14 protein-coding genes are annotated in these 13,344 nt (G+C 72.1%); 7 read left to right on the top strand and 7 right to left on the bottom strand.

Features of this window, described 5'->3' with window-relative positions:
• Window positions 1-51: 51 nt before the first annotated feature.
• Entirely contained in the window at window positions 52-963 is a 912-nt protein-coding gene (locus ACIRJP_RS04260) for an SDR family oxidoreductase (RefSeq protein ID WP_404167966.1), read from the bottom strand.
• A gap of 86 nt (window positions 964-1,049) precedes the next feature.
• Between ACIRJP_RS04260 and ACIRJP_RS04255 the strand changes: the two genes are divergently transcribed.
• The 4 genes from ACIRJP_RS04255 to ACIRJP_RS04240 are packed head-to-tail and all read left to right on the top strand — an operon-like array spanning window position 1,050 to window position 4,499.
• Complete coding sequence (locus tag ACIRJP_RS04255; RefSeq protein ID WP_404167964.1) at window positions 1,050-1,793, top strand: enoyl-CoA hydratase family protein; 744 nt, start codon at window positions 1,050-1,052, stop codon at window positions 1,791-1,793.
• Between the two features lie 2 nt (window positions 1,794-1,795).
• On the top strand, window positions 1,796-2,671 hold the full coding sequence (locus ACIRJP_RS04250) for a CoA transferase subunit A (protein ID WP_404167962.1): 876 nt from the start codon (window positions 1,796-1,798) through the stop codon (window positions 2,669-2,671).
• Complete coding sequence (locus tag ACIRJP_RS04245; protein ID WP_404167960.1) at window positions 2,668-3,429, top strand: CoA-transferase subunit beta; 762 nt, start codon at window positions 2,668-2,670, stop codon at window positions 3,427-3,429. Before ACIRJP_RS04250 ends, ACIRJP_RS04245 begins: the two co-directional genes overlap by 4 nt.
• Window positions 3,429-4,499, top strand: coding sequence for an NAD(P)H-dependent flavin oxidoreductase (locus ACIRJP_RS04240; RefSeq protein ID WP_404167958.1), 1,071 nt, complete (start codon window positions 3,429-3,431; stop codon window positions 4,497-4,499). Before ACIRJP_RS04245 ends, ACIRJP_RS04240 begins: the two co-directional genes overlap by 1 nt.
• 117 nt (window positions 4,500-4,616) lie before the next feature.
• On the opposite strand, the gene ACIRJP_RS04235 is transcribed toward ACIRJP_RS04240, so the two are convergent.
• The 5 genes from ACIRJP_RS04235 to ACIRJP_RS04215 all read right to left on the bottom strand — a co-directional run bounded on the left by ACIRJP_RS04235 (window position 4,617) and on the right by ACIRJP_RS04215 (window position 9,679).
• Entirely contained in the window at window positions 4,617-6,281 is a 1,665-nt protein-coding gene (locus ACIRJP_RS04235; RefSeq protein ID WP_404167956.1) for a DEAD/DEAH box helicase, read from the bottom strand.
• A 199-nt stretch (window positions 6,282-6,480) separates the two neighbouring features.
• Entirely contained in the window at window positions 6,481-6,684 is a 204-nt protein-coding gene (locus ACIRJP_RS04230) for a cold-shock protein (RefSeq protein ID WP_003969786.1), read from the bottom strand.
• A gap of 336 nt (window positions 6,685-7,020) precedes the next feature.
• A complete protein-coding gene (locus tag ACIRJP_RS04225; protein ID WP_383708968.1) occupies window positions 7,021-8,178 on the bottom strand; it encodes an acetyl-CoA C-acetyltransferase in 1,158 nt (385 codons plus the stop codon).
• A 31-nt stretch (window positions 8,179-8,209) separates the two neighbouring features.
• Window positions 8,210-8,821 carry a TetR/AcrR family transcriptional regulator gene (locus tag ACIRJP_RS04220; RefSeq protein ID WP_404167954.1) on the bottom strand — a complete coding sequence of 204 codons (612 nt, stop codon included), beginning with the start codon at window positions 8,819-8,821 and terminating at the stop codon, window positions 8,210-8,212.
• Window positions 8,822-8,896: 75 nt separating this feature from the next.
• Entirely contained in the window at window positions 8,897-9,679 is a 783-nt protein-coding gene (locus ACIRJP_RS04215) for an SDR family oxidoreductase (RefSeq protein WP_404167952.1), read from the bottom strand.
• A 91-nt stretch (window positions 9,680-9,770) separates the two neighbouring features.
• Here ACIRJP_RS04215 and ACIRJP_RS04210 point away from each other — a divergent pair, with 91 nt between their 5' ends.
• From ACIRJP_RS04210 to ACIRJP_RS04200, 3 genes are read left to right on the top strand one after another with little or no spacing between them, the layout of a single operon-like run.
• Window positions 9,771-10,646 carry an enoyl-CoA hydratase gene (locus tag ACIRJP_RS04210; RefSeq protein WP_404167950.1) on the top strand — a complete coding sequence of 292 codons (876 nt, stop codon included), beginning with the start codon at window positions 9,771-9,773 and terminating at the stop codon, window positions 10,644-10,646.
• The gene (locus tag ACIRJP_RS04205; RefSeq protein WP_383718236.1) at window positions 10,646-11,791 is read left to right on the top strand and encodes an acyl-CoA dehydrogenase family protein; all 1,146 of its coding nucleotides are present in this window, start codon (window positions 10,646-10,648) and stop codon (window positions 11,789-11,791) included. Before ACIRJP_RS04210 ends, ACIRJP_RS04205 begins: the two co-directional genes overlap by 1 nt.
• Window positions 11,791-12,831: an acyl-CoA dehydrogenase family protein gene (locus ACIRJP_RS04200; protein WP_404167948.1), complete on the top strand. Its 1,041-nt coding sequence runs from the start codon at window positions 11,791-11,793 to the stop codon at window positions 12,829-12,831. Before ACIRJP_RS04205 ends, ACIRJP_RS04200 begins: the two co-directional genes overlap by 1 nt.
• Here ACIRJP_RS04200 and ACIRJP_RS04195 read toward each other — a convergent pair.
• A complete protein-coding gene (locus ACIRJP_RS04195; protein ID WP_404167946.1) occupies window positions 12,811-13,317 on the bottom strand; it encodes a pyridoxamine 5'-phosphate oxidase family protein in 507 nt (168 codons plus the stop codon). The genes ACIRJP_RS04200 and ACIRJP_RS04195 overlap by 21 nt on opposite strands.
• Window positions 13,318-13,344: the final 27 nt, after the last annotated feature.

Genomic DNA, 13,344 nt, shown 5'->3' with positions numbered 1-13,344 from the left:
CGGCCCCTCCCCCATGCGGCCCGTCCGGCGGATCAGCGCCGGCCGCGGGCCCTACTTCGCCCCGTACACCGGCTGCGCCGGCTCCGCCCGGGCGAGCAGCTTCCGTACCGTCTCCCCCGCCTCCGCCGGCTCCCACCGCGCGCCCCGGTCCGCGGTGGGGCCGGGCCGCCAGCCCTCCATGACCGTGATCCGGCCGGCCTCCACCTCGAAGACCCGCCCGCTCACCCCGTCGCTCGCGGCCGAGCCGAGCCACACCACCAGCGGGGAAACGTTCTCCGGGGCCATCGCGTCGAACCCGCCCTCCTTGGGCGCCGCCATCGCCTGCGCGAAGGTCTGCTCGGTCATCCGGGTCCGGGCCGCCGGGGCGATCGCATTGACCTGGACCCCGTACCGGGCCGTCTCCTGCGCGGCGACCAGGGTCAGGCCGACGATCCCGGCCTTCGCGGCGGAGTAGCTGCCCTGGCCGACGCTGCCGAGCAGCCCCGCGCCGGAACTGGTGTTGATCACCCGGGCGACCGGCGTGCGGCCCGCCTTCGCCTCGGCCCGCCAGTGTGCGCAGGCATGCTTCAACGGAAGGAAGTGGCCCTTGAGATGGACCCGCACCACGGCGTCCCAGTCGTCCTCGTCCAGATTCACCAGCATCCGGTCGCGCAGGAACCCCGCGTTGTTGACCAGGGTGTCCAGCCGCCCGAAGCCCTCCAGCGCGGCCGCGACCAGTGAGGCGGCCCCGTCGGTCGTGGCGATGTCGCCCCCGTGGGCGACCGCCTCGCCGCCCGCCGCGACGATCTCGTCGACCACCTGCTGCGCCGGGCCCGGGGAGCCGCCGTCGCCGCCGGGGCCGACGCCCAGATCGTTGACGACCACCTTCGCGCCCTCGGCGGCGAAGGCGAGCGCATGGGCCCGGCCGAGGCCGCGTCCCGCACCCGTCACGATCACCACGCGGCCGTCGCACAGACCAGTCATCACTCGCCTCCTTGTTGGCGATGCGGGGGCAGGCTGCTACCTTCCACACCTAACAAATGTTTGGTGGAAAGGTAGCTGATTCGCTCATGGGTGTCTCCACCACAAGCCCCGGCAAGGGCATCCGGCTCGTCACCGTCGACCATCCACCCGTCAACGCGCTGCCCGTGCAGGGCTGGTACGACCTCGCCGACGCACTGCGCGCGGCGGGCCGCGACCCCGAGGTGCGCTGTGTCGTGCTGGCCGCCGCCGGACGGGGATTCAACGCGGGCGTCGACATCAAGGAGATGCAGCGCGACACCGGGCACGAAGCCCTGATCGGCGCCAACCGGGGCTGCTACGAGGCGTTCGCCGCCGTCTACGAGTGCGAGGTCCCGGTCGTCGCCGCGGTGAACGGCTTCTGCCTCGGCGGCGGCATCGGCCTCGTCGGCAACGCGGACGCGATCGTGGCGAGCGACGACGCCACGTTCGGCCTGCCCGAGCTGGACCGGGGCGCGCTCGGCGCTGCGACCCATCTGGCCCGGCTGGTGCCCCAGCACCTGATGCGCGCGCTCTACTACACCTCGCGCACCGCGACCGCCGCCGAACTGCACACCCACGGCTCGGTCTGGAAGGTCGTACCTCGCGGGGAACTCCTCGGTGCGGCAATGGAACTGGCGGGCGAGATAGCCGCCAAGGACGGGTATCTGATCCGGCTGGCCAAGGCCGCCATCAACGGCATCGACCCGGTGGACGTACGCCGCAGCTACCGCTTCGAGCAGGGCTTCACCTTCGAGGCCAATCTCAGCGGGGTCGCCGACCGCGTCCGCGAATCGTTCGGCAAGGAGGCATGACCATGACCACGACCGACAAGACCATGACGGCCGACGACGTGGTCTCCCGGCTCAGCAGCGGGATGACGATCGGCATCGGCGGCTGGGGCTCGCGCCGCAAACCCATGGCGCTGGTGCGGGCGCTGCTCCGCTCCGACGTCACCGACCTCACCGTGGTCTCGTACGGGGGCCCCGACGTGGGGCTGCTCGCCGCCGCCGGCCGGATCCGGAAACTGGTCGCGGCCTTCGTCACACTCGACTCGGTCCCGCTCGAACCCCATTTCAGGGCGGCCCGCCAGCGCGGCGCGTTCGAACTGATGGAGATCGACGAGGCCATGTTCATGTGGGGGCTGCACGCCGCCGCCAACCGGCTGCCGTTCCTCCCCGTGCGCGCCGGTATCGGCTCCGACGTGATGCGTGTCAACCCGGGCCTGCGCACGGTGACTTCACCGTACGGGGACGGTGAGGAATTCGTCGCGATGCCCGCGCTGCGGATGGACGCCGCGCTGGTCCATCTGAACCGCGCGGACCGGTTCGGCAACGGCCAGTACCTCGGCCCCGACCCGTACTTCGACGACCTGTTCTGCGAGGCCGCGGACGCCGCGTACATGTCCTGCGAACGCCTCGTGGACACGGCCGAGCTGACCGGGAACGCCGCCCCGCAGACCCTCCTCGTCAAGCGGCACTCCGTCACCGGCGTCGTCGAGACCCCGAACGGCGCGCACTTCACCTCCTGCGTGCCCGACCATCCGCGCGACGAGGCGTTCCAGAAGGCGTACGCGACCGCCGCCGCCGACCCCGACGCCTGGGCGGCCTTCAGCGAGCGCTTCCTGCCCGCCGGAGGCGACGAGAAGAGCTACCAGTCGGCCGTCCGGACCTGGCACGAGGAGCAGAAATGACCACGAAGAACGCGACCGCCGACCCGACCGCGGCCACCCGCGCCGAGTACTGCGTGATCGCCTGCGCCGATGCCTGGCGCGACAACGGCGAGGTGCTCGCCAGCCCGATGGGCCTCGTCCCGTCCGTCGGCGCCCGGCTCGCCAGGCGCACCTTCTCGCCCGATCTGCTGCTGACCGACGGCGAGGCGCTGCTCCTCGCCCCGGACGGTACGACGGAGGGCTGGCTGCCCTACCGCCAGCACCTGGCCATGGTCACCGGCGGCAGGCGCCACGTGATGATGGGAGCGAGCCAGATCGACCGGTTCGGCAACCAGAACATCTCCTGCATCGGCGACTGGGAACAGCCCTCCCGCCAGCTGCTCGGCGTGCGCGGCGCACCGGTCAACACCCTGAACAACCCGGTCAGTTACTGGATTCCCAAGCACTCCACCCGGGTCTTCGTCGAGCGCGTCGACATGATCTGCGGGGTCGGCTACGACAGTGCCGCCGCGGCCGGTCCGTCGGCGAGCCGCTACCACCGCATCCCGCGTGTGGTGAGCGATCTCGGCGTCTTCGACTTCGCGACCCCGGACCGCTCGATGCGGCTGGCCTCGCTGCACCCCGGCGTCACCATCGACCAGGTCCGCGAGGCCACCGGTTTCGCGCTCACGATCGCGGACGACGTCCCGTACACCCGGGAGCCGAGCGCCGCGGAGCTGTCCCTGATCCGTGAGGTCATCGACCCGCACAGCACCCGGAACCGCGAGGTCAGGGGCTGATGCGGACGGCGCTCACGGAGCTCGTCGGCATCCGTCACCCCATCGTCCAGACCGGCATGGGCTGGGTCGCGGGCGCCCGCCTGGTCTCCGCCACGGCCCGCGCCGGCGCCCTCGGCATCCTGGCCTCCGCGACGATGACCGCCGAGCAGCTGCGGGCGGCGGTGCGGGAGGTCAAGTCCCGTACCGACGAGCCGTTCGGCGTCAATCTGCGCGCCGACGCGGGCGACGCGCGCGAGCGGGTACGGATCATCATCGACGAGGGCGTGAAGGTGGCGTCCTTCGCTCTGGCCCCCTCGAAGGAACTGATCGCCGAGCTGAAGGACGCGGGAGTGGTCGTGATCCCGTCGGTCGGTGCCCGGCGTCATGCCGAGAAGGTCGCGGCGTGGGGCGCGGACGCGGTGATCGTGCAGGGCGGCGAGGGCGGCGGGCACACCGGTGAGGTGGCGACCACGGTGCTGCTGCCCCAGGTCGTGGACGCGGTGGACATCCCGGTGATCGCGGCTGGCGGTTTCCACGACGGCCGGGGCCTGGTCGCGGCGCTGGCGTACGGGGCGGCGGGCATCGCGATGGGCACCCGGTTCCTGCTGACCTCGGACTCGACCGTGCCGGACGCGGTGAAGGCCCGGTACCTGGCGGCGGGCGTCAAGGACATCACGGTCACCAGGGCGGTGGACGGGCTCCCGCACCGGATGCTGCGTACCGAGATGGTCGCGGCGCTGGAACACGCGGGCCGGGTCCGGGCCCTGGCCCAGGCGGTGCGCCGGGCGTCGGGCTTCCGGCGGATCTCCGGGCTGAGCTGGTCCCGTATGGTGCGCGACGGTCTCGCGATGAAGCACGGCAAGGACCTGTCGTGGAGCCAGGTCCTGCTGGCGGCCAACACACCCATGCTGCTGAAGGCGTCCATGGTCGACGGCCGGACGGACCTGGGGGTGATGGCCTCTGGCCAGGTCGCGGGCCTGATCGAGGATCTGCCCAGCTGCGCGGAACTGGTGGAACGGGTGATGGCCGAGGCCCATGAGGCGCTGGGCGCGGTGGTACGCGCGGAACGTTCCCAGAGCGCGGACGCGTAGGCGGCACCCCGAGGAATCCGGGCGCGGCAGTCCGCTCGGACCTTCCCAGAGCGCGAACGCGCAGGCGGCACCCCGAGAGATCCGGGGCGCCGCCCTGTCCGCTGGGTGGGCCTGCGGCTACGCGGCCCTGCGGCCGCGTCCCGCCGTAGCGCCGCCGCGGCCGGCCCCGGAGCGCCCGGCACCCGTGCCGCGCGGCTCGCCGTTGCCACGGCCGCCGCCCGAGCCCGCGCCGCGCGCGGAGCCGCCTGTGCCGGCGGTGCGGGAGGCGCCGCCCGTGGAGCGGGCCTCGCCGCCGCCCTGTGCGGCACCACCGCGCCTGCCCCGGCCGCGGCTGCCCGAGCGGAAGCCGGTGCCGCCCGTCGAGGTCCCGCCCGAGCGCGTGCGCTGCTTCGGCGGGGTCGGCTGCGGGGCCTCTATGACGATCGCGATGCCCGAGGGCTCACGGGCCCCGGTGATCCGGGTGAGCTCCTCGTCGCTGGACTTGATCCGGGTGGTCTGCGGGGCGATGCCCGCGTCGGCCATCAGCCGGGTCATGTCCCGCTTCTCCTCGGGCAGCACCAGGGTGACGACGCTGCCGGACTCCCCGGCGCGCGCCGTGCGCCCGCCCCGGTGGAGGTAGTCCTTGTGGTCGGTCGGCGGGTCCACGTTCACGACCAGGTCGAGGTCGTCGACGTGGATGCCGCGGGCCGCCACGTTCGTCGCGACGAGCGCGGTGACCTGGCCGTTCTTGAACTGGTCCAGGGTCCGGTTGCGCTGCGGCTGCGAGCGCCCGCCATGCAGGGCGGCGGCCCGTACGCCGCTGGCGAGCAGCCGCTTGGCGAACCGGTCGGCGGCGCGCTTGGTGTCCACGAACATGATCACGCGGCCCTCACGGGCGGCGATCTTCGTGGCGACGGCCTTCTTGTCGGTCTCGTCGATCACATGGAGCACGTGGTGCTCCATGGTGGTGACGGCGCCGGCGGACGGGTCGACGGAGTGCACGACCGGGTCGGTCAGGAACATCTTGACCAGCCGGTCGATGTTCTTGTCGAGCGTCGCGGAGAACAGCATCCGCTGGCCGTCCGGCTCGACCTGCTTGAGCAGGGCGACGACCTGCGGCATGAAGCCCATGTCGGCCATCTGGTCGGCCTCGTCGAGGACGGTGATGGCGACCTGGTCGAGGCGGCAGTCGCCGCGCTCGATGAGGTCCTTCAGCCGTCCGGGCGTGGCGACGAGCACCTCGGCGCCGCGGCGCAGCGTGCCGGACTGCTTGGTGATCGACATGCCACCGACGACGGTGGCCAGGCGCAGGTTCACGGACGTCGCGTACGGCGTCAGCGCGTCGGTGACCTGCTGGGCGAGCTCGCGGGTCGGGACCAGGACGAGCGCCAGCGGGGCCTTCGGCTCGGCGCGCCGGCCGGCGGTGCGGGCCAGCAGCGCCAGGCCGAAGGCGAGGGTCTTGCCGGAGCCGGTGCGGCCGCGGCCGAGGATGTCCCGGCCGGCGAGCGAGTTCGGCAGGGTGGCGCCCTGGATCGGGAACGGTTCGGTGACGCCCTGCGCGGCAAGGGTCTTCAGCAGGGCTGCGGGCATGTCCAGCTCGGCGAACGCCGCTACGGCGGGCAGTGCGGGGGTCATGGTTTCGGGCAGGGCGAATTCGCCCTGCGGCGGCGTGGCCCTGCGACGGGGCGACGCCTTGCCGGATCCCTTGCCGGAACCCTTAGCGGTTGCCTGTGCCGGGGCCGTGCCACGCCCCCTCGACGGGCGGTTGCGGGCGGGTCGGTCCTGGCGTTCGGAGCGGGTCATACGGAATTGCCCTCCTGGGGGATTCCTGAGGAGTCCTGGGGATTCCTGAGAACTGCGTGGGACTGCGGGGAACTGCATGGGGCCGCCGGGGCGGGCGCCGTGGGCGGGCGCGCCTGTTCCGGCATGTCCCGGGGACAGCACAAACCGGGACCCGCACCTTCACGGTGCGGGCCCCGGCTGCGAGGTACGCGTCCGGCGATTAGGCCGGGACGATGTTCTCCGCCTGCGGGCCCTTCTGGCCCTGCGTGACGTCGAAGGAGACCTTCTGGCCCTCCTGGAGCTCACGGAAGCCCGAGGTGGCGATGTTGGAGTAGTGGGCGAAGACGTCGGCGCCGCCGCCGTCCTGCTCGATGAAGCCGAAGCCCTTTTCCGAGTTGAACCACTTCACGGTTCCAGTAGCCATGTCATTCTCCTAAAAGAGGTGCAGTGCCGGAAATCCGCACTTTACGAATTTCAAGTCGCCGCATTGAGCCCCATCCGGAGAAAGCCGGAAAACAATAATGCGCCTGAGGAAGCATTCCCGTCAGGCGCACATAAAGTTCATGGGTACCAAAACTGCAACTCGGCAACCGTAGCACGTTCCGTCGGCCTGCGGTGGAAACACGCCGCGCGGCCGGTCGGCGTGTTCCGGTCCGGGCCCTTGCGGTATCTGGCCGGGAGGGGTGCGAAAGGCCGCCGGAATCCTTGTCGCGACGGGCGTCGGGGCGGTCCGGCGGCCGTGTTCGGGGCGGGTCGGCGCTCAGAGCCGTTCGATGATCGTCACGTTCGCCTGGCCGCCGCCCTCGCACATGGTCTGGAGCCCGTAGCGGCCACCGGTGCGCTCCAGTTCGTGCAGCAGGGTCGTCATCAATTTCGCACCGGTTGCGCCGAGCGGGTGACCGAGGGCGATCCCGCCGCCGTTGACGTTGACCCGGTCGGGGTCGGCCCCGGTCTCCTTCAGCCAGGCCAGGACGACGGGGGCGAAGGCCTCGTTGATCTCGACCAGGTCGATGTCGTCGATGGTCATTCCGGCCTTCTTGAGCGCGTACGCGGTGGCCGGGATCGGTGCTGACAGCATGCGGATCGGGTCCTCGCCGCGTACCGAGAGGTGGTGGACGCGGGCGCGCGGGGTGAGGCCGTGCTCGGCCACGGCCCGCTCGGAGGCGATGAGCAGGGCGGCGGCGCCGTCGGAGATCTGGGAGGAGCACGCGGCGGTGATCGTGCCGCCGTCCAGGACCGGCTTCAGCCCCGCCATCTTCTCCAGGGTGGTGTCGCGGCGCGGCCCCTCGTCGGTGGTGACGCCCGCGAGGGCGACGGTCTCGCGGGCGAAGCGGCCCTCGTCGATGGCGCGGACCGCGTGCCGGTGGGAGCGGAGCGCGAACTCCTCCATGTCCTGGCGGCTGATGTCCCACTTCTCGGCGATCAGCTGGGCGCCGTGGAACTGGTTGACCGGTGCGTCGCCGTACCGGGCGCGCCAGCCCTCACTGCCCGCGTACGGGCCTTCGGTCAGCCCGAGGGGTTCGGCGGCCTGGCGGGAGGCGAAGGCGATGGGGATCTGAGTCATGGACTGGGTGCCGCCCGCGACGACCAGGTCCTGGGTGCCGGAGAGGACGCCCTGGGCGGCGAAGTGCAGGGCCTGCTGGGAGGAGCCGCACTGGCGGTCGATGGTCACGCCGGGGACCTCCTCGGGCAGTCCGGCCGCCAGCCAGCAGGTGCGGGCGATGTCGCCGGCCTGCGGTCCGACGGTGTCGAGGCAGCCGAAGACCACGTCCTCCACGGCCGCCGGGTCGATCCCGGTCCGTTCGACGAGGGCCTTCAGCACATGGGCGCCGAGGTCGGCGGGGTGGACGGCGCCGAGGCCGCCCCCGCGCCGGCCGACCGGGGTGCGTACCGCTTCGACTATGTATGCCTCGGCCATGACTGCTGCTCCTTGGTGAGCGCGGGTGGGGTCAGGTGTCGAGGGCGATGCCGTCCAGGACCATCGAGAGGTACTGGCGGGCGATCTCCTCGGGGCTGTGCAGTCCGCCCGGCCGGTACCAGGACGCCGCGACCCAGACCGTGTCGCGGACGAAGCGGTAGGTGAGGCGGATGTCCAGGTCGGCGCGGAAACTGTGGTCGGCGACGCCGCGTTCCAGCGTGCCGAGCCAGGCCTTCTCGAACTTCTGCTGGGAGTCGGCGAGGTACTGGAAGCGCGGCTGCGCGGCCAGATGCCTGGCTTCCTTCTGGTAGATGGCGACCGCGGCACGGTGCCGGTCGATCTCCCGGAAGGACTCGGTGACGAGCGCCTCGATGGTCTGCCTGGGGGCCAGCTGGGCGGCGAGCACCGTGTCGTACCCCTCCCAGAGTTCACCGAGGAAGGTCGAGAGGATCTCGTCGAGCATCGATTCCTTGGAATCGAAGTGGTAGTAGAGGCTGCCCGCGAGCATCCCGGCCGCGTCCGCGATCTTGCGGACGGTGGTGGCGTTGTATCCCTGGGCGGCGAAGACCTCGGCGGCGGTGGCGAGCAGTTCGCGGCGCCGCTCGGGCGAGGGGGTCACCTGGGGCTTCTTCTTGGTAGGCACCCGACCATTCTCCGCCCGTACGCCGGACGCACGGCTGCCGCACACCCGGCCGCCCGACACCCGGCCGCGGCACGCTCAGGCACGCTGGCTGCTGACGGAGACGACCTCGCCGGTCAGGTACGAGGAGTAGTCGCTGGCGAGGAAGACGATGACATTGGCGACCTCCCACGGCTCGGCGTACCGGCCGAAGGCCTCCTTCGCGGTCAGTTCGTCCAGGAGTTCGGCGGAGGTGACCTTCACCAGGTGCGGGTGCATGGCGAGGCTGGGCGCGACGGCGTTGACGCGTACGCCGTACTCGGCGGCCTCGATCGCGGCGCACCTGGTGAGCGCCATGACGCCGGCCTTGGCGGCGGCGTAGTGGGCCTGGCCGCTCTGGGCACGCCAGCCGACGACGGAGGCGTTGTTGACGACGATGCCGCCGCGCCCCGCCGCCCGGAGGGAGCGCAGGGCGGCCCTGGTGCAGCGGAAGGTGCCGTTCAGGGTGACGTCGAGGACCTTGGTCCACTGCTCGTCGGTCATCTCGGTGAGTTCGGCGGTGCCGCCGAGGCCGGCGTTGTTGACGACGATGTCCAGTCCGCCGTGGGTCCGCTCGGCGAGTTCGAACAGGGTCCGGACCTGGGTCTCGTCGGTGACGTCGCAGGGCAGTGCGGCGACGCGGTCCGCGCCGAACTCCTCGGCGAACGCCTGCTCGGTCTCCTTCAGCCGGCGGGCGTGCGCGTCGCCGATGACGATGCGGGCGCCCTCCTCCAGGAATCTGCGGGCGGTGGCGCCGCCGATGCCGGCGCCTGCCGCCGCGGTGATGACGGCGGTGCGGCCTGCCAGCAGCCCGTGCCCGGATACGTACTGCGGTGCGCTCACGCCCGTAACCTCCTCGGTCCCCTTCGGATCCTCGACGGTGCTCGTGCCCGTACGTTAACCTACCAAACACTTGTTAGGGAAGGATGAGCCGATGCCCTCTGCCCACGACCCCTCCGCCGCCGGCCACCGGGACGGCCCGGTGCTCTACGAGCGCCGCGGCCCGGTCGCGCACGTCACGCTGAACCGCCCGCGCTACCGCAACGCCCAGAACTCGGCCATGACCTACGCCCTGGACGACGCTTTCTACCGGGCCGCCGAGGACTCCGAGGTCAAGGTGGCGGTGCTGGCGGGCGCCGGGGAGCACTTCTCCGCGGGCCATGACATCGGCACGCCGGAGCGCGACGCGCACCTGCCCTTCGAGCGCCGGGCGGGCCTGTGGTGGGACCACTCCGACAAGGCCGGCGCGGAGAGCCGCTTCGCCCGCGAGTCGGAGGTCTATCTGGGCATGTGCAGGCGTTGGCGCGAGCTGCCGAAGCCGGTCATCGCCTCCGTCCAGGGCGCCTGCGTGGCCGGCGGGCTGATGCTCGCCTGGATCTGCGACCTGATCGTGGCGAGCGAGGACGCCTTCTTCGCCGATCCAGTGGTGCGGATGGGCATCCCCGGCGTCGAGTACTTCGCCCACCCATGGGTGATGCCTCCCCGGATCGCGAAGGAGTTCCTTTACACCGGCGACCGGATGAGCGCCCGCCGGGCGTACGAGGTCGGCATGGTGAACAAGGTGGTGGAGCGGGAGGAACTCGCCGTCCGCACCGATGAGCTGGCACTGCGGATCGCCTCGATGCCCCGGCTCGGGCTGGCACTCACCAAGCGCGCGGTCAACCAGGCCGAGGACCTCCAGGGGATGCACACCGGGATGGACTCCGTCTTCGGGCTGCACCACCTCGCCCACGCGCACAACGCGGAGACGGCGGCCGACTCGCTCGGCGGCATGGACATCGCCTCGATGAAGAAGAAGGCGGACGGCTGATGGATCTGTCGGGCACCGAGCAGGAGGCGGCGTTCCGGGACGAGGCGCGCCAATGGCTGCGGGCCAACGTGCCCGCCGTACCACTGCCGTCACTGGAGACCGCCGAGGGCTTCGCCGCGCACCGGGAGTGGGAGGCGCGGCTTTACGCGGACCGCTGGTCGGTGGTCTCCTGGCCGGCCGAGTACGGCGGCCGGGGCGCCGACATCTTCCGGTGGCTGGTCTTCGAGGAGGAGTACTACGCGGCGGGCGGCCCTGGCCGGGTCTCGCAGAACGGCATCAATCTCCTCGCCCCGACGCTCTTCGACCACGCCACTCACGAGCAGCGGGCGCGGGTCCTGCCGTCGATGGCGAGCGGCGAGGTGATCTGGGCGCAGGCCTGGTCCGAGCCGGAGTCGGGCTCGGACCTGGCGTCGCTGCGTTCGCGGGCGGTGCGCACCGACGGCGGCTGGCTGCTCTCGGGGCAGAAGACCTGGTCCTCGCGGGCCGCGTTCGCGGATCGGGCGTTCGGCATCTTCCGCAGCGATCCGGGCGCGGCGAAACCGCACCACGGGCTGACGTATCTGATGTTCGACCTGTCGGCGCCAGGGGTCTCGGTCCGGCCGATCGGGCGGCTCGACGGCAAGCCGGCCTTCGCCGAACTGTTCCTGGACGAGGTGTTCGTACCGGACGAGGACGTCATCGGGGAGCCCGGCCAGGGCTGGCGTATCGCCATGTCGACAACGGGCAACGAGCGGGGACTGACGCTCCGCTCCCCCGGCCGTTTCCTGGCCGCCGCCGACCGGCTGGCCATGCTGTGGCGCACCCATGGCGACCCCTCGGACACGGCGATGCGGGACCGGGTGGCGGACGCGGTGATCGGGGCGCGCGCTTATCAGCTCTTCACCGCCGCCAACGCTTCCCGCTTCGCCGCCGGGGCGACCATCGGCGCGGAGTCCAGCCTGAACAAGGTGTTCTGGTCCGAGTACGACATCGCGCTGCACGAGAGCGCACTCGATCTGCTGGGCCCGGACGCGGAACTCGCCGATTCCGAGTGGTCCGAGGGGTATGTCTTCTCCCTCGCGGGTCCCATCTACGCCGGCACGAACGAGATCCAGCGCGACATCATCGCCGAGCGGCTGCTCGGCCTGCCGAAGGGACGGCGCTGATGCGTTTCCTCCTGGACGACGAGCAGCGGGAGTTCGCCCGCTCGCTGGACGCGATGCTGACCGCCGCGGACGCCCCTTCGGTGGTACGGGCCTGGGCCGCCGGGGATCACGGACCGGGCAAGGCGCTGTGGGTGCGGCTGGCGGGGGCGGGGGTCTTCGCGCTCGCGGTGCCGGAGGCGTACGAGGGTGTCGGCCCGCTGCCGGTCGAACTCGCGGTCGCCTTCACCGAGTTGGGTCGGCACGCGGTGCCGGGGCCGGTGGTGGAGACGGTCGCGGCGGCGGTGCTGCTGGCGGACGTGGGCGGGCCTGCGGCCAAGGAGTGGCTGCCCCGGCTGGCGTCCGGCGCGGCGTCGGCGACGCTCCGGATGGACGGGTACGGGCCGTACGCGCTGGACGCGGACGCGGTTGACGCGGTGTTCACGGTGACCGGTGACGAGTTACGGCTGGCGCCGGGGCCCGGGGAGCTCAGCGTGTCGTCCGACCCCGCGCGGCGGCTGTGGCGCCCCGCGCCGGGCGGGGAACTGCTCGCCTCGGGGACCCGGGTGGCCGGGGCGGCGGCGCGGGCGGCCGGGTGGGCGGCGTTCGCGACGGCGGCGCAGGCGCTCGGCACGGGCGAGGCCCTGCTGCGGACCACGGTCGAGTACGTGAAGCAGCGCACCCAGTTCGGTGCCGCCATCGGCACCTTCCAGGCGGTGAAGCACCGGCTGGCGGACACCCTGATCGGGCTGGAGTTCGCCCGTCCGCTGCTGTACGGGGCGGCGCTCGCGCTCGCCGGGGACGCGCCGGACGCCGGTGCGCAGGTGGCGGCGGCCAAGGTGACGGCGGGTGAGGCGGGGTACGCGGCGGCCGGGGCGGCGCTGCAGCTGCACGGTGCGGTGGGGTACACGCAGGAGCTGGATCTGGCGCTGTGGCTGCGGAAGGCGCGGCCGCTGCGGGACGCGTGGGGGACGCCGGGGGCGTGCCGGGCGCGGGTGCTCGCCGACGGGCCGGTCGCTCCCGCCGCCCGGCGCGCCGGGCTCTCAGGTGGTCTCGCTCAGTGAGCCCTCGTCGTTGCCCCTTCGGAAGGTGCGCAGCGGGTGACCGGGGCGCCAGGTCCGGATGATCACGGTGTCGCCGCCTTCGAGCCCGGTGTGCACCACCTCGGCCGGCTCCACGCGGAAGAGGTGGAAGGGTTCCGGCGGCTTCGCCTCCTCGATGTAGCGGGCCAGCACCGCGGGGTCGGTCACCTCCGCCGCGCGGCCGGAGATCCGGGCGTCGCCGTCGGCCATCTCGGCGTCCGGGCCGGGGTTGGCGTGCACCGCGAACCGCGGATCGCGCAGCAGGTCCTGCGCCTTGCGCGAGTTCGGCATCATGCCTAGCCACACCTCGCCGAAGCGGAAGTCCACCTCCAGGCCGGTCACGCGTGGCGATCCGTCCTTGCGCAGGGTCGCCAGGACGTGGTGCTTGTAGAGCTGGAAGCGGGCCCGGACGGTTTCGGCGAAGTCCGGCTCGGCCGAGCGGAAGTCTTCCCAGGAACTCGATGTCATGCGCCCATGGAATCCTGGATACCCGAC

The organism is Streptomyces sp. NPDC102437 (assembly GCF_044765565.1).
GTDB lineage: Bacteria > Actinomycetota > Actinomycetes > Streptomycetales > Streptomycetaceae > Streptomyces.
This window is presented reverse-complemented; position numbering and strand designations above follow the sequence as displayed.